This is a genomic window from Lysinibacillus xylanilyticus (assembly GCF_001183605.1).
In the GTDB taxonomy this organism is placed as follows: Bacteria; Bacillota; Bacilli; order Bacillales_A; family Planococcaceae; genus Lysinibacillus; species Lysinibacillus xylanilyticus.
In genome coordinates this window covers 118,368-133,279 of the sequence record NZ_LFXJ01000006.1, presented here as the reverse complement: position 1 = coordinate 133,279, position 14,912 = coordinate 118,368, and the positions used below count along the sequence as shown (strand labels likewise).

Sequence of the window (14,912 nt, the reverse complement as noted above, 5' to 3'; positions counted from 1 at the left end):
TCCTCTCTAAAAAATTTTCTCGAGTAATTGTAGCATCCCCAAAGAGCGTGTAGTTACTATTTGGTACGCATACACACCGAAATAAATTAGTCCAATAACCCCTGCTACAAACCCTGCAATTGTAACATACTGCTCTACTTTATTTTTCCATTTTATAGCCAACGCCCCACACCACCTTTAAATAACGTGGATTTTTCGGATCCGCTTCGATTTTTTCACGTATTTTTCGAATGTGTACAGCCACAATATTTTCTGCATTGTAAGCTTCCTCATTCCATACACGCTCATAAATCTCTCTTATCGAAAATACACGCCCTACATTTTTCATTAATAATTCCGTAATTTTATATTCGATTGGTGTTAATCGAACAGGCTCGCCTTCTAAAATGATTTCCTTTGCATCTTCATCCAATACAAGTCCGTCGATTTCCACCTTTGCTGCTCCTTCATTGTACGTCCCAAGTTGTACGTAACGTCGCAGCTGAGATTTCACTCGTGCCAATAGCTCTAGCGGATGAAAAGGCTTTGTAACGTAATCATCTGCGCCTACAGATAGACCATGGATTTTGTCGCCATCCTCCGCCTTTGCACTAAGCATAATAATTGGAATATTGCGCTCTTCTCTAATTTTAAACGTCGCTGTAATTCCATCCATATTTGGCATCATAATATCTAAAATAATTAAATGTACTTCATTGCTTTCTAATTTTTCAAGTGCCTCTAAGCCGTCAGCAGCTTTTATGACATTGTAGCCTTCATTCTTTAAATAAATTTCAATACCATCACGAATATCTTGATCATCGTCTGTTACAAGAACTGTTAGTTTCGTCATGATATACACCTCGCTCTCAATTAATAGTGTACCTTTTAAATCTTAAAAACCAGTTATTATAAAAATGAAGAATTTCTTAAGGTTTTAACTTCTTTCAGCGGATGTCACAGAATCGAAAAGGAGTTCTTGGTGCACGCACAAAGTCGATTCCGGACGCATTGTTTATCTGCGCGAAAGCGTAGCGGCAGCGGCAAATGTTTTCTGTAGCGAAAGCAAAGCGACAGCTACAATTATGCCGAGGCATAACACCAAAACGTATACAGGGCATATGTTTCAACATATGTAAACAAGCAAAAGCCATAATTGTTAACTCTACATTTTCTTAATTCAAAGTATGACTTGTTTTCAAATCGTTTTTCGTCCTCCTAATGTTAGAGCGATAATGCCACCTAGTAACATTACAATACCTATCCAAGAAGTCATACTTAAATATTCACCAACTAAAAATACACCTAACATTGCTGCAGTCAAAGGCTCAGCTAGTGATAGTGTAACAGCTGACGATGAACTAATTTTCTGAAGCCCCTTTAAAAATAAAATATAGGCAACGCTTGTACACATAATCCCCATGAAAAGCATTGTCCATAGGTTATGTGGGATAGTTAACCATCTAAAACCCCCATTTATCGAAAATGGAAGTAAGAATAGCGCACAGATTGAAAAAGTCATCGCTACTGCAGGTAACGCCTCTTCTTTTCTCATTAGCCTTTTACTAATATTTGTGTACAGCGCAAAGGAGAGACCTGCACAAAGGGCTAGCCCAATCCCTCCCATATGGACAGCCTCTTCTCCATTATTAACGAATAATAAAATACAGCCGAGTGTTGCCATTACAGTTGCTATTCCCCACACCTTTGTCGGCTGTGATTTCCATAGTATCCATTCTAAAGCACCAGAAAAGACAGGAGCGCTACCAATCGTTACAACGGTTCCAATAGCTACACCTGTTAGACGAATTGATGAGAAAAAAAGGCCTTGGAACAATGCAATGCTCGCCGCAGCTAAAATTGTCCATTTCCATGACCATTTCAGAAAGTTTATTTTACGGAGCAAAATAGTAATAGCTAATAATAGCCCTCCACCAATTGCAGAACGAATTGTTGCTACAGCTATCGGAGATATTCCTACACTCAAAAATGTTTGTACAGTTCCTGTCATGCCCCATAATATTGCCGCTAGAAGTATGAAAAATGGATACATCATTTATTGCCCCCTCGACCGTCACTACTCATTATCATTAATAATACAGATTTATCCAAATTCAAACAATTACCATTTTCCTTTTTCTTTCATTTATTAACCCATAGTAGGTTTTCTATTAAACGGAGGTTATAATAAAAACAATAAAAGGAGCGAAAATTATGTATAAAACAATTGAAGAAACAGCCATCGAACTTGGTATGCCAGAGGATCAAGTACTTCGCCTAGTTTACGAGGGCCGTATTCGTTCAGTATACGACGGGGACCAAATACTGATTAATAGCGGGCAGTTCAGCACTTATTTTGAACAATTAGATCGTATTAAAGAAGAAATTGAAATTTGGCGGAATACACCTATTCCAGAGGATATTGATGTTAAAGATGAGGATTAAAAAATGCCTATCATTCAAACAATTAGAACATTGTTGAATGATAGGCATCTATTATATTGTTACGACAAATCCAGCTCGCTTACCGATAATTTCCGCATAATCCTCAACCATTACACTAGCTGTTGGATACATGCCTGCCCCAGGTCCAATTAGCGTTAATGTGCCAATATAATTAGTATCCAATGCCACAGCATTATTGACGTCATCAACTGGGTAAAGTGGATGTTCTTTATCAACTAATTGCGGGCCAACCTTTGCGACCACTTTACCATCTGCTAGTTTCTCAACCTCAGCAACGTGGCGGTAACGCAAGCCTTTTTCACATGCTTCTTTTACTTGCTCTGCCGAAATGCTATCAATGCCTATCACTTCAACTTCAGACCAGTCTGGTTGTTCACCAAATGCTAAAGCACTTAAAATCATTAATTTTTTGAAGGCATCCTGTCCTGAAATATCATTATATGGATCTGCCTCTGCATAACCTAAATTTTGCGCCTCTTTTAATGCAGTTTCGAACGACCAGCCCTGTGAACGCATTTTCGTTAAAATATAGTTGGATGTCCCATTTAAAACACCCTGAATACGACTAACATCATTAACAAGCAAAATATTTTTCATCGTTTTAATAACTGGTACACCACCAGCAGTTGTTGCCTCAAAGCCTACAAAAACACCGTTTGCTTTTGCAAGATCCTGTAGCTCCAAGCCTCGTTTTGCAAACATTACTTTGTTAGCTGTGATGACATGACATTTATGTTCAACAGCACGCTTTAAATAAGTAAATGCTGGCTCCTCATTGACAATCGCCTCAAAAACAACCTGCATACCTGGTTCCGCTAAGACTTCATCCATACTAGTTGTCATTAAATGTGCTGTGCCTGATACACGTTCACGGCTAGCATCTGTAACTAAAATTTTTGCTACTTCTAGCTCAATTCCTAATTTATTTTTAAGCTCTTCACGCTTTTCGTTTAATATATGGTAAATTCCTTGACCTACCGTTCCAAATCCTAATATAGCTGCCTTTATAGTTGCCATTGTTGTTATTCCCTCCAACTTACATTCCGCAGTTTCATTAAATTTATTTCGTCTCAGCTTAATTCGTACAGATTTTGAATTGTGCGCCGACTTTGCAAAGCAGGTCAATTTGCCGTGTTTCTAACACTTCGTTTTCAAACAGATATTTAGTCATGTTGTTTCACTCTCGCTACAAAAAATATTCTGAATGAAGATACAAAGTCCGTGAAACAAACAAATTCAAATAATTCAAAATTCAACTCAAAGAAAATTGTAACGCAAATACATACATTGTACAAGAAAAATCTTTCTAGGATGTACATTTGTTTTCTACAGATGTGCAAAGGAAATCGTTTTCATTCCTTTTATTATATGATTTTTCACTTGAATCTATAATAATTGAACAAATTTTGACGAATCTTTATCAATTATGCCTCGGCATAATTGCGTCCGGAATCGGCTTTGTGCTTAGGCCTGCAGATGTTTTTTGTGCGAAAGCGTAGCGGCAGCAACAGGATGCAGGTCAGTTAGCCGTTATCGCATGGATGCGATGATTTTAGGCTAACATCCTTTATTAACTCCTTCCCGATTCCGTGACATCCGCCGGAGGCTTTAGGCCAACAGATGTTTTTTTCGCGAAAGCGAAGCGTCAGCGGCACGATGTTGGTCACTCAGTCGTTGCCACAGGACGTGGCGTTCTTAGACTGAGTTCCTTTATTTCAGTGGATGTTTGCAACCTCGCTGAAAAGTAACTTAAATACGCATTCATCTCACCACATATAGAGGTGAGAGACTTTTGTAACTGCGCTTCTATTACAAATACACTTGTAACTGACACTTTGCTTTCGCTACATAAAACATTGCTGAAAGAAGTTAAAAACAAATGCCTTTCTTCTATTATATATATGTATGTAAAGACATTCATAAAAATTGTTCTTTTTAAATATATTAATTAAAAATTTTTCAGTATATCTACCACCATCTAATTAAAAAACTCATTCCCTGTAGCAGCAGAGAATGAGCCTAAATATATGAGGGTTAATTAACTAGCGTTGGCTAGCAATCTATAACGAAATTGTGTTAAAGCTTGTTGCACCAGTCTTACTTCCTCTTGCGTAAAATTTGGTATTGCATACGTACGTTCAACTAATTGGAATGTGCCGTATTTTAAATAATACTCTGTCGCTGGTAGAGGAATATGACTCGCTCCATAGCTTTCATAAGCTTCGAAAACTTCTTTTATTGTATAGCTTTCCTCTTTGGCATCAACAAATTCCTTATAAGCAGAATGTCCAAAGATCTCTTGCCATTTACGCTCAACTGACGCAAGTATGTTTTGAATGGACATGTTGTTCACAAACACATGACCTTCATTTAGCTCATAAATAAGATAAGATGCAATGTTTTGCGCACTATACACATTTCCCATTTAAAACACTCCTTTATCATCAGTTTTTTAGATAAGAGTAGTTACTGGCTGAGTAACTACTCCTCTTCATATATATTCAAAAGTGGGGGAGCACTTATGAAACTAAATCAGTTTGAGTAATGATTGAAAACACTTTACCGATCTACCAGTCGGCGCTTTAAATTGGTTCTAGGTTGGTAGCTTTTCGAACACTTTTCTTATTCCCTAGTATAAAACAAGGAATTAAATAAGTCAATAATACTTATAAAATTACTAGGTATTAATTTTATAAAATTTTAGTTACTTCACCAAATGAGGTGAGCGGATGATGTAGCAACGTTTGACGCATTACCAAATGAGGCCAATCGAATGAGAAAATACGTAAACGCTACAACATTAGCCATTGTATTTTTAAGCTTCTACTTCTTGTTGTGAAGCTGTTACTTGTTCAATTGCTTGTTCTAAATCTGCAATAATGTCCTCTACTGCCTCTAAACCGATGGATAAACGAATGAGCGACTCGGTTACGCCAGTTTGGATTAGCTCTTCAGCTGATAGTTGCTGATGTGTAGTAGATGCTGGATGAATAATTAATGATTTAGCATCCCCTACATTTGCTACGTGCGAGAATAATTTCACACTATCTATTAATTTACGCCCTGCTTCACGTCCACCTTTAATACCAAATGTAAGCACTGAACCGAAGCCATTTTTCAAATATTTTTTAGCTAAATTATGAGTAGGGAAATCTTCTAGGCCGTTGTAATTTACATATTCCACAGATGGGTGGTTTCGTAAATATTCAGCTACCGCTAATGCATTTTCATTGTGTTTAGGGATACGCAAATGAAGCGTTTCTAAACCTTGTAATAAATTAAATGCTGCATCTGCACTTAATGTTGGACCAAAGTCGCGTAGTAATTGCACGCGCAGTTTTGTGGCGAATGCTGCATCTGCTGTGTCAATACCATAACGCAAACCATGATAAGAAGCATCTGGCTCAGTAAAGCCTGGGAAACGTTCACGAGTCCAATCGAACTTCCCTGCATCTACTACAACGCCACCTAAAGTTGTTCCATGACCACCAATCCATTTTGTTGCGGAATGAACAACGATATCTGCACCGTAGTCAATTGGTGTAGAGCCATATGGTGACGCAAATGTGCTATCAATAATTAATGGCAAGCCATTTTCATGTGCGATATTTGCTACTGCTTCAATATCTAGTACCTTTAAACTTGGGTTACCGTAAATTTCAGCGAACACGGCCTTTGTTTTATCAGTAATAGCAGCACGGAAATTTTCTGGATTTGTTTCGTCTACAAAAATTGTTTTAATTCCGTAGTTTGGTAGAGTATTGGCGAATAAATTATAAGTACCTCCGTATAAAGAGCTACCTGCAACAATTTCATCGCCTGCCCCCGCAAGATTTAAAATGGAAAATGCGATAGCTGCTGCACCTGATGAAAGTGCTACTGCTGCTGTACCGCCTTCTAATAAAGCGACACGTTTTTCAAAAACATCTACAGTTGGGTTTGTAATTCGTGTGTAAATATTACCGGCTTCCTCTAAAGCAAAAAGACGTTGCGCATGAGCAGTGTCTTTAAAAACGAAAGCCGTTGATCGATATACCGGTACTGTTCTTGATCCTGTTACCGGGTCTGGCTCTTGGCCACCGTGTAACAGCAATGTTTCTGGTTTAAACTTTGTCATTATATACCTCCAAATGGTTATTTTTTTACGATGGTACCGGAGATGAGGAGGATTTTTTCAGTAGAAAACAAAAACCCTCTTCAGCTAAGAAGAGGGTTGCGGTTGCAAGTTTTCCTCCCCTTATCTGCCAGATCCAATAAGAATCTGTAGGAATTAGCACCTTAGTAAGTTCATCACTTACTGGTTGCCGGGCATCATAGGGCCTATCCCTCCGCCGCTCTTGATAAGAGTATATGAGATTCAATTTCCATCGTTGTTACACAGTATAAACATAGACTTTTTCTCTGTCAACACTAAAATTTTATTTTTTCCGAAACTTCTGTCTGCTTTTTTACGTATTACGAACGCATACACTATTTTAGTATTTACATAGCCCATCACCAAAACATGGGGTGGATTTCCGTTCCGACCAAGCGCTTTTCTGGGGGGCGTCCAGTCTCCACAACAATCAACTTCAGGGCATATGTTATAACAAATGTCATTTCTAACTTTTAGTGATGAGCTTATTTGGAAAGGAGGACTTTTATGATAAAAGCCGTTATTATTTTTCTTCTTGTTGGTTATTTGATTGGCTGTATTCACGGCTCTAAAGTTGCTCAGTTTTTATCCGGAGTTGATTTAAAAAAGACTGGTCATGGCAATGCTGGTGCCTCTAATGCAACACTTTCCCTTGGCTGGAAATACGGCATATTAGTTGCACTAATCGATATCGGTAAAGGTGTCGCAGCAATAATCGGTGCACAAGCTTATTTAGCAGATATAACACAATTAACAGAAGTACAAGTTTGGCTCTTCACCTATATTGTAGCTGCCGGTGTCATTCTAGGTCATAATTTCCCATTTTATATGGGCTTCAAGGGCGGCAAAGGAACGGCCTCAATCATAGGGATATTACTTGCGATTGATTGGAAAATTTGCTTATTCGCACTCATTTTATTTGTTATTTTTTCTTTTGTGACAAATTATTTAATTGTCGGTGTACTTGAATTTTATCTCGTTTTTTGTACAGTCACATTTTTATGGATTCCTGGAACAGTCCCGACGATTATAGCCCTATTACTTTTTAGTCTAGCAATCATTTTGCATATCGAAAATATTAAGCGATTGTTGCTTGGAACTGAGCCTAAAGTGACTTCAGCATTCAACAAGAAAAAATAATATCTTTTGGAAATTTTCGTCTTTTCTATGACCGTATATTTTCTCGTAACTGCCCGTTATCGCTATAAATAGAGGGTATTTCACATACTAGTCTTTTTACAATAAATTGACAAATTTACTTTCTTAATAAAGCATTTTACTAGCCGATGTTATAGAAAATTACAGTCATGTTTATCTTCATTCAGCAATTATTTTATGTAGCGAAAGCGAAGAAACAATTATAGAAAACTCCCACCTTTGAAGGTGGTGCTTCCTTTTCAGCGGGTGTCCAAACACCTATTGAATGAAGATAAAGCCTCCGGCGGATGTCACGGATTTTCAAAGGAATGAATTGTGCGGGCACAATTCAAAATCCGGACGCAATTACGCCAAGGCGTAATTGAATAGAAAGGATGAAAAAGTATGTCTACTTCTGAACAAGCAAAACCGAAACGTAATTTGAAACCACTCTGGATTGGATTAGCCTTCGCTTTATTAATCATCATTACTTTTTTACCTAACAGCGGCGATTTACCTGTAGCTGGACAACGAGCTTTGGCTATTTTAGCTTTCGCGGTCATCCTTTGGGTTACAGAAGCAGTTTCCTATCCCGTTAGCTCTGCCATGATTATTGCTCTCGTTACAATCTTACTAGGGTTAGCTCCGTCAATGGAAGATCCAACGAGAGTACTAGGAACATCGGATGCATTAAAACTGGCGTTAAGTGGATTCAGTAACTCTGCAGTTGCACTAGTAGCCGCAGCTCTTTTCTTAGCGGCAGCCATGCAAATTACAAATTTACATAAACGGCTTGCGCTATGGATACTTTCACTAGTAGGAACAAAAACGAAAGCTATTGTATTCGGTGCTATTTTAGTATCTATTGCACTTGCATTCTTTGTCCCTTCTGCAACTGCACGTGCAGGTGCAGTTGTGCCAATACTACTTGGAATGGTAGCAGCATTTGGTTTACCACGTGATAGTCGACTTGCTGCTCTACTTGTCATTACATCGGTGCAAGCTGTCTCTATTTGGAATATCGGTATTAAGACGGCAGCAGCTCAAAATATGGTCGCTTTAAACTTCATCAAAGAACAGTTTGGTGTGGATATTTCTTGGGGAGCTTGGTTACTTTATGCTGCCCCCTTCTCAATCATCATGTCAGTCGCTCTATTTTTCATTATGATTACACTAATCAAACCTGAAACAAGTAATATTGAAGGTGGTAGAGAAGTAATCAAAAAACAGCTTGCGGAACTTGGTCCATTAAAAGCTCCCGAAATTCGATTAATCATAACATCGGTAGTTTTACTATTTTTCTGGGCTTCTGAGGGCAAACTTCACCCGTTCGATACGACAACAGTCACAATCGTTGCAATTGCCATTTTATTAATGCCAAAAATCGGAGTCTATTCATGGAAGCAAGTTGAATCACATATTCCCTGGGGGACAATTATCGTCTTTGCTGTAGGAATTATGCTAGGAACGGTCTTGCTTAATACAAAAGGTGCATCGTGGTTATCTGATAAAGTATTCGGTTCACTCGGTTTAGATTCTATGCCAATTCTAGCAACAATTGCACTAGTTACTTTATTTAATATTCTTATTCACTTAGGCTTTGCGAGTGCAACAAGCTTAGCATCTGCACTTATACCGGTATTTATAGTTTTAGCCTCAACATTAACAACTAATGTCGATCAGGTTGGTTTCGTTATCGTACAACAATTCGTCATTAGCTTCGGCTTCCTCTTACCTATTAGTGCACCGCAAAATATGCTTGCCTATGGTACAGGAGCCTTTACAACAAAGGATTTCTTAAAATCTGGTATTCCATTAACGATTATTGGATACATCTTAGTTCTTCTATTTTCCGCAACGTATTGGAAATGGATTGGATTACTGTAAGGAGAAGGGATCGTCACCATAACGTGTGGTTGATTTTCGTTCCGGCTGGGCGCTTTGTTGCTGACGCTTCGCTTTCGCGCAGAGCAGAGCTTCCTGGGGGCATCCGATGAGCCGCTTGGGGCAACAGGATGTTGGTCACGAAGGCGTTATCACAGGACGTGATGGTTTTAGCCTTTGTTCCTCTATTCGCTGATCCCCAAGGAGTCGCCCAACCTCCACTCCAATCAACTAACATACATGACATATGTTTTTATAAATGTCATCCACAACTTTTGATGATGAGCAAGAAGAAGCCGTTATTAAAACAACAAAAAGCCTTGAAGGGACAAGTCAACTGTCCTTCAAGGCTTTTGTTACTTTATTATTTCGATAAAGCAGGGTTCTTCATCGTACCATTTTTTGCGTAATTCACATGCCATGAGAGTGCTTTTTCTAGATTGTGTGGCGTATGGTGTCCACCTGTTGCTTCATTGGCATCGTTAAAATACTTCCATAATTGCTCACGATATTCTGGATGTGCGCAGTTATCAATAATGAGCCCAACCCGCTCTTTTGGAGCAAGGCCACGTAGGTCTGCTACCCCTTGCTCTGTGACAATTACGTCTACATCATGCTCTGTATGATCTACATGCGAAACCATTGGAACGATACTAGAAATATTTCCGCCTTTCGCGTAAGATTTTGTGACGAAAATACCTAATCTCGCATTACGTGCAAAGTCCCCGGAGCCGCCGATTCCATTCATCATTTTTGTGCCAGAAACATGTGTAGAATTTACATTCCCATAAATATCTACTTCTAGTGCTGTATTAACAGAAATTAACCCGAGTCGGCGAATAATTTCTGGTTGGTTAGAGATTTCTTGCGGACGTAATACTAGTTTATCTGCATATTTTTCGAAGTTACCATAAACTTGGTTTCCAACTTCCTCTGAAAGAGTAATAGAAGTAGCAGATGCGAAGTTTACCTTCCCTGCATCAATTAATTCGAATACCGCGTCTTGCAGTACTTCTGAATATACTTCTAAGTTCTCAAACTCAGAATCTTTAAAGCCTAATAAAACGGCATTTGCTACTGAGCCTACACCTGATTGGATTGGTCTTAAGCTTGTTGTTAAACGACCTACTTTAATTTCTTCACGTAGGAAGTTTAATAAATGATTGGCCATAATATCTGTTTCTTCATCTGCTGGAACGATCGTTGATGGCGCATCTAAAATATCTGAAATGACAATACCTTTTACTTTATCTAAATCTAATGGAATACCAATTATGCCAAGCCGATCGGATACATTTTGTAATGGAATTGGATCACGTTTCCCCTGCGGTCCTGGCACAAAAATATCATGGACACCCTCTAATGCATCAAGCTGAGCTACGTTCAACTCAATGATTATTTGGTCTGCCTCTTGCACAAAAATCGGAGAGTTACCAACTGAAGTTGTAGGAATTAGTAAGCCGTCTTCTGTAATAGCAGCCGCTTCAATAATCGCAAAATCAATAGGACCAATAATGCCTTGACGTACTAGCTCCGCATTATGTGATAAATGCGCATCAACGAATGTAATTTCGCCACTGTTGATTTTGTTACGAATACCGGTATCCGCTTGAAAAGGTCCACGTTTACGAATAACGCCAGCTTCTGCTAAGTATTGGTCAACTTCTGGGCCAAGTGATGCACCTGTATATACATCTACCTTGAAGCTCTCTTTTTTAGCTTTCTCCACAAGTGCAAGAGGTACCACTTTAACATCACCAGCACGGGTAAACCCGCTCATCCCAAGTACCATACCATCCTTAATCCAAGATGCTGCTTCTTCTGCTGTTACAACCTTGCTCCGTAGCTGTTCATTACGAAGCTTTTTCGCCAACTTTTCTGCCATTCCTTATTCCTCCATCCCACTTTATTTTTTTAATTAGATTTCTAAGATTTAATCATCTTGTTATAGTCATCCATTTATTAGAAATCCAACCAAATAAACCATTCACGTATAATTTTAAACTATTTAGAATTTTTAATCTATAACTAACAAAATATTTTATATTACGAGAAATTTTATGCATTCGTAAATTATCTGAAAATAATTTCAATGTCGGAAAAATTCGATTTTGAAGATAAAGCGTGATATGCTCTTGATATATATAAAGGGGAAAAGGAGATTTTATTAATGGTTAAAGAATTATTACGGAACCATTCTTCGGTTCGTATTTATGATGGAAATCCGATTTCAAAGGAAATTATTGAAGAATTAATTTCTACTGCACAAATGGCTGCTACATCACATTTTGTACAAGCTTATAGCGTAATTTGGGTAACAGATGCGGAGAAAAAAGAAAAATTAGGATTGCTCTCTGGTAATCCTCGTCAATACGAAACTTCTGGCGGTGCCTTTGTCTTCTGTGTAGATTTTAAGCGTCTGCAATCAGCAGGTAAATTAGAAGGCGTAGATATTGTGGCTGATTCGGCAGAAAACGTACTTGTTGGAGTAGCTGATGTATCATTATTCGCTCAAAACTTCGTCGTTGCTGCAGAATCTATGGGATATGGAATTTGTTATATTGGAGGAGTGCGTAATAAGCTTGAAGAAATCAGCGAATTATTCAATCTACCTGACTATGTTTTCCCATTATTCGGCTTAACTATTGGGGTTCCTGCTCGTCGCAATGATGTAAAACCTCGTTTACCGGTTGCAGCAGTATTACATGAAAATGAATACAATACAGAAAAATATGAGGAGCTTTTACCAGCTTACAACGACACAATGGAAGCATACTATAATACTCGCTCATCCAATCGAAAAATTGATAACTGGACAAAGCAAATGGCCGATTTTTTAATTGAACAACGCCGTCCTCATATCAATGAATTTTTAGCAAAAAAAGGGTTCAACTGGAAATAATTTATCAACAAGCTGTGTGGAGTTACTATCGTATGATAGTTCTCCACTTTTTTCATATTCTACATACGCCCTCATTTTACACCTAGTATTTTTGTCCATCACGACATGTTAAATTTAGGTATAAATTAAACAAAAAGACTCTTTCCTTTTTAAACAATTACATTAATACTAATAGATGACCGTTATGTGAAAAGGAGTTATTTATAAATGTCCTATGTCAATAAACATCTTGCTCGTACCCTAGAACAACAACATAAGCGAAGTGTAAGAGGTTTATTTTTAAAAATTCAAGACTTAAATAATGAGTGTACATTATTAAGAAAACGACTTGAACCACCTATCGACTTAGTCGTTTATAAAGATGCTATTGATTATGTTAATCAATTCGTTTCCCACACTACTATCCTCAACTTAAAATTTATTACAAATACACAAAATCTAGAGGTTGTTGTGTTACATGCACTTTTATTAGCGCATATATTAGAAAACGAAGATTCTTATCCTTTTGAATATGAACATAATTTATTGCAAGGGTACATTCATGAAATATTTGCGTTAAACGATCATGCAAAAGCACTTTTTACTAATCACCAAGAAAAGATGCTTCACTATATGGAATCTCAACCAACATAAAAAGAGACGATCTTCGTAGCATAGTACTACTAGATCGTCTTTTTTTATTTAGCGATAACTACATTACTGTAATCCTTTAATAATCAGTTTTCGAACTGGTAAGAACTGCTCTCCTGTATCACCATAAGTGAGAATTACATCATCACCTTCTTGCAAATAAATTGCAAGCGGTTCTGTTTCTGAGCTTACTAAATAGTTTTCACCATTATTTAATAAAAATGATACAACTGTATAGTCTCCGAGACGTTCCTTGTAAACGCGAAGCACCTTTCCACTTACATTTTTCTCTTCCGCATGTGAGCTTCCTTCGACTGTAGTTCCACCGCGACTTAAGGCTGTTTTATATAATTTTAATGCCTCTTTGGGAGTTGTCGCATACACGGAAATTTCAGGATTAGCCGCAGATACAATGAAATAATTTTGTAAGAAACCATTTGAGTCGAGTACCGCAGTCAACCAGCTAGCCTCACCGTAAAAGTTATACAATACCGGCATTTCTCCAGACCATTTTTTCTCTATAAATTTCTTCTCGATAATTTGCAAGTTACCTTGTGAATCCATATAAGAAGCGTCTTGATTTCCAGTATAATAAGTCGCTTGACCTGTTCGGGCATTTGTTAAGGAATAGCCAAGCATTGAATCGACACCCTCTTTAGGGCTCGTAAAGTCTGTGAAATAATACATATCGCCCTTCTCGTCAAAAATCGGGCTAACATTTGCCTCTGTTCCCTCATCAGAAGGAAGTTTTACATCTTTTTTACCAAACTTACTGTTCCAATATCCATGTACATAATTACCAAAATAACTATTTTGTAAGCTTACTGTCTCTGGAGAAACAGCTCCATCAATAAATTCTGGGACATCCTCCAGCTTAATAACTTCTGATTTTCCTGTTAGCGCATCTACAAGCACGATCCCTTTTACATCGAAGCCATTACGTGCTGAAATAAATTCACCGTATGAACGGATGTAGTATGGTTTACCCTCATCATCTATTTCAAGTTGTACATCTCCACAAAAAACAAGGAATGGATGTTGTAATCGCATATGGCGCTCTAAATTTGAATTTAAATAAGCAGAAGGAACATACTTCATTTCCTGCTTAACAAACTTAGGATTGTCCGCTGAATCCGTTGCACTCATTATAAAGTAACCAGGAGTCGTATCGCCGTTCATCCATTTAAAGAAACCAGAGAACTCAACTGGTGCTATATAAACATACTCACCTTTTACTTTTTGAATTTGTAAGCGCCCTAACTCATAATAGCTCGTATTCGGTACTTGGCCGAACGCCTTTTTCATCTTATTGCGCGCAAATTTAGGAGGAACACTAGCTGGTGTTTGTGTTTCATCGAATGGTTTTATTTCAACTTCTTCCTTCATTTCAGCTGATTTGAATTTTTCGTTAGCATTCCATAAAGGAGCTGATAATACATACACTGCAACACCTAAACTAGCTAAAAATAAAACTCCCTTTATTTTTCTTTCAATACCACTTGCAAGAAGCGCACCGCCTAATGTTAATAAAATAATAGCAGGCCAAAAAGCAAGCCAGTTTACATCCATTTTTGTCACATAAACTGTTATACCCGTAGCTAAAAAGCCTAGTACAAATGCAGCGATAAAGAAGAATCCAATTACCTTTTTAGATCCGCCATCTTCTCGTTTTTTCGTTATAAGCGGTGTTAATAAAACACTCGCGATTAGTCCAATGACTGCCGAAGCTATTAATAGCTTAGTCATTTTGTTCACCCTCTCTAAACTTACTGTCCACTT

13 protein-coding genes and 1 riboswitch are annotated in these 14,912 nt (G+C 37.9%); of the genes, 5 read left to right on the top strand and 8 right to left on the bottom strand.

Annotated elements, in window-relative coordinates; all coding sequences use genetic code 11:
* Positions 1–6: 6 nt before the first annotated feature.
* The 3 genes from ACZ11_RS26655 to ACZ11_RS14745 all read right to left on the bottom strand — a co-directional run bounded on the left by ACZ11_RS26655 (position 7) and on the right by ACZ11_RS14745 (position 2,035).
* Positions 7–162 (bottom strand): hypothetical protein, encoded by a 156-nt coding sequence (locus ACZ11_RS26655; RefSeq protein ID WP_169776085.1) that lies wholly within the window; start codon positions 160–162, stop codon positions 7–9.
* Complete coding sequence (locus tag ACZ11_RS14750; protein ID WP_049667310.1) at positions 140–832, bottom strand: response regulator transcription factor; 693 nt, start codon at positions 830–832, stop codon at positions 140–142. Before ACZ11_RS14750 ends, ACZ11_RS26655 begins: the two co-directional genes overlap by 23 nt.
* A gap of 345 nt (positions 833–1,177) precedes the next feature.
* Positions 1,178–2,035, bottom strand: coding sequence for a DMT family transporter (locus ACZ11_RS14745; protein WP_049667309.1), 858 nt, complete (start codon positions 2,033–2,035; stop codon positions 1,178–1,180).
* A 158-nt stretch (positions 2,036–2,193) separates the two neighbouring features.
* Between ACZ11_RS14745 and ACZ11_RS14740 the strand changes: the two genes are divergently transcribed.
* Positions 2,194–2,424 carry a MerR family transcriptional regulator gene (locus ACZ11_RS14740; protein WP_049667308.1) on the top strand — a complete coding sequence of 77 codons (231 nt, stop codon included), beginning with the start codon at positions 2,194–2,196 and terminating at the stop codon, positions 2,422–2,424.
* A gap of 51 nt (positions 2,425–2,475) precedes the next feature.
* Here the strand turns inward: ACZ11_RS14740 and ACZ11_RS14735 are convergent, their stop codons facing one another.
* The 3 genes from ACZ11_RS14735 to ACZ11_RS14725 form a co-directional block, all read right to left on the bottom strand.
* Positions 2,476–3,462: a homoserine dehydrogenase gene (locus ACZ11_RS14735; RefSeq protein WP_049667307.1), complete on the bottom strand. Its 987-nt coding sequence runs from the start codon at positions 3,460–3,462 to the stop codon at positions 2,476–2,478.
* A gap of 1,021 nt (positions 3,463–4,483) precedes the next feature.
* On the bottom strand, positions 4,484–4,870 hold the full coding sequence (locus ACZ11_RS14730) for a hypothetical protein (RefSeq protein ID WP_049667306.1): 387 nt from the start codon (positions 4,868–4,870) through the stop codon (positions 4,484–4,486).
* Positions 4,871–5,260: 390 nt separating this feature from the next.
* Positions 5,261–6,562: an O-acetylhomoserine aminocarboxypropyltransferase/cysteine synthase family protein gene (locus ACZ11_RS14725; protein WP_049667305.1), complete on the bottom strand. Its 1,302-nt coding sequence runs from the start codon at positions 6,560–6,562 to the stop codon at positions 5,261–5,263.
* A 117-nt stretch (positions 6,563–6,679) separates the two neighbouring features.
* A riboswitch (SAM riboswitch) is annotated at positions 6,680–6,792 on the bottom strand.
* 295 nt (positions 6,793–7,087) lie between these two features.
* Here ACZ11_RS14725 and ACZ11_RS14720 point away from each other — a divergent pair.
* Positions 7,088–7,720 carry a glycerol-3-phosphate acyltransferase gene (locus ACZ11_RS14720; protein ID WP_049667304.1) on the top strand — a complete coding sequence of 211 codons (633 nt, stop codon included), beginning with the start codon at positions 7,088–7,090 and terminating at the stop codon, positions 7,718–7,720.
* Between the two features lie 402 nt (positions 7,721–8,122).
* Positions 8,123–9,604, top strand: a complete 1,482-nt coding sequence (locus ACZ11_RS14715) for a DASS family sodium-coupled anion symporter (protein WP_049667303.1) — start codon at positions 8,123–8,125, stop codon at positions 9,602–9,604.
* Positions 9,605–9,965: 361 nt separating this feature from the next.
* On the opposite strand, the gene ACZ11_RS14710 is transcribed toward ACZ11_RS14715, so the two are convergent.
* On the bottom strand, positions 9,966–11,486 hold the full coding sequence (locus ACZ11_RS14710) for a succinate CoA transferase (RefSeq protein WP_049667302.1): 1,521 nt from the start codon (positions 11,484–11,486) through the stop codon (positions 9,966–9,968).
* A gap of 285 nt (positions 11,487–11,771) precedes the next feature.
* On the opposite strand from ACZ11_RS14710, the gene chrR reads away from it, so the two are divergent.
* Together chrR and ACZ11_RS14700 are read left to right on the top strand one after the other, a co-directional pair.
* On the top strand, positions 11,772–12,503 hold the full coding sequence (gene chrR / locus ACZ11_RS14705) for a class II chromate reductase ChrR (RefSeq protein ID WP_049667301.1): 732 nt from the start codon (positions 11,772–11,774) through the stop codon (positions 12,501–12,503).
* Positions 12,504–12,710: 207 nt separating this feature from the next.
* On the top strand, positions 12,711–13,136 hold the full coding sequence (locus ACZ11_RS14700; RefSeq protein ID WP_049667300.1) for a hypothetical protein: 426 nt from the start codon (positions 12,711–12,713) through the stop codon (positions 13,134–13,136).
* Between the two features lie 63 nt (positions 13,137–13,199).
* Here ACZ11_RS14700 and ACZ11_RS14695 read toward each other — a convergent pair whose 3' ends face one another.
* Entirely contained in the window at positions 13,200–14,879 is a 1,680-nt protein-coding gene (locus tag ACZ11_RS14695; protein ID WP_049667299.1) for a hypothetical protein, read from the bottom strand.
* Positions 14,880–14,912: the final 33 nt, after the last annotated feature.

Coding starts and splice junctions, on each gene's coding strand:
- chrR (WP_049667301.1), top strand. CDS start 11,772: ATGGTTAAAGAATTATTACGGAACCATTCTTCGGTTCGTATTTATGAT.
- ACZ11_RS14740 (WP_049667308.1), top strand. CDS start 2,194: ATGTATAAAACAATTGAAGAAACAGCCATCGAACTTGGTATGCCAGAG.
- ACZ11_RS14735 (WP_049667307.1), bottom strand. CDS start 3,462: ATGGCAACTATAAAGGCAGCTATATTAGGATTTGGAACGGTAGGTCAA.
- ACZ11_RS14725 (WP_049667305.1), bottom strand. CDS start 6,562: ATGACAAAGTTTAAACCAGAAACATTGCTGTTACACGGTGGCCAAGAG.
- ACZ11_RS14720 (WP_049667304.1), top strand. CDS start 7,088: ATGATAAAAGCCGTTATTATTTTTCTTCTTGTTGGTTATTTGATTGGC.
- ACZ11_RS14745 (WP_049667309.1), bottom strand. CDS start 2,035: ATGATGTATCCATTTTTCATACTTCTAGCGGCAATATTATGGGGCATG.
- ACZ11_RS14730 (WP_049667306.1), bottom strand. CDS start 4,870: ATGGGAAATGTGTATAGTGCGCAAAACATTGCATCTTATCTTATTTAT.
- ACZ11_RS14700 (WP_049667300.1), top strand. CDS start 12,711: ATGTCCTATGTCAATAAACATCTTGCTCGTACCCTAGAACAACAACAT.
- ACZ11_RS14715 (WP_049667303.1), top strand. CDS start 8,123: ATGTCTACTTCTGAACAAGCAAAACCGAAACGTAATTTGAAACCACTC.
- ACZ11_RS14710 (WP_049667302.1), bottom strand. CDS start 11,486: ATGGCAGAAAAGTTGGCGAAAAAGCTTCGTAATGAACAGCTACGGAGC.
- ACZ11_RS14750 (WP_049667310.1), bottom strand. CDS start 832: ATGACGAAACTAACAGTTCTTGTAACAGACGATGATCAAGATATTCGT.
- ACZ11_RS14695 (WP_049667299.1), bottom strand. CDS start 14,879: ATGACTAAGCTATTAATAGCTTCGGCAGTCATTGGACTAATCGCGAGT.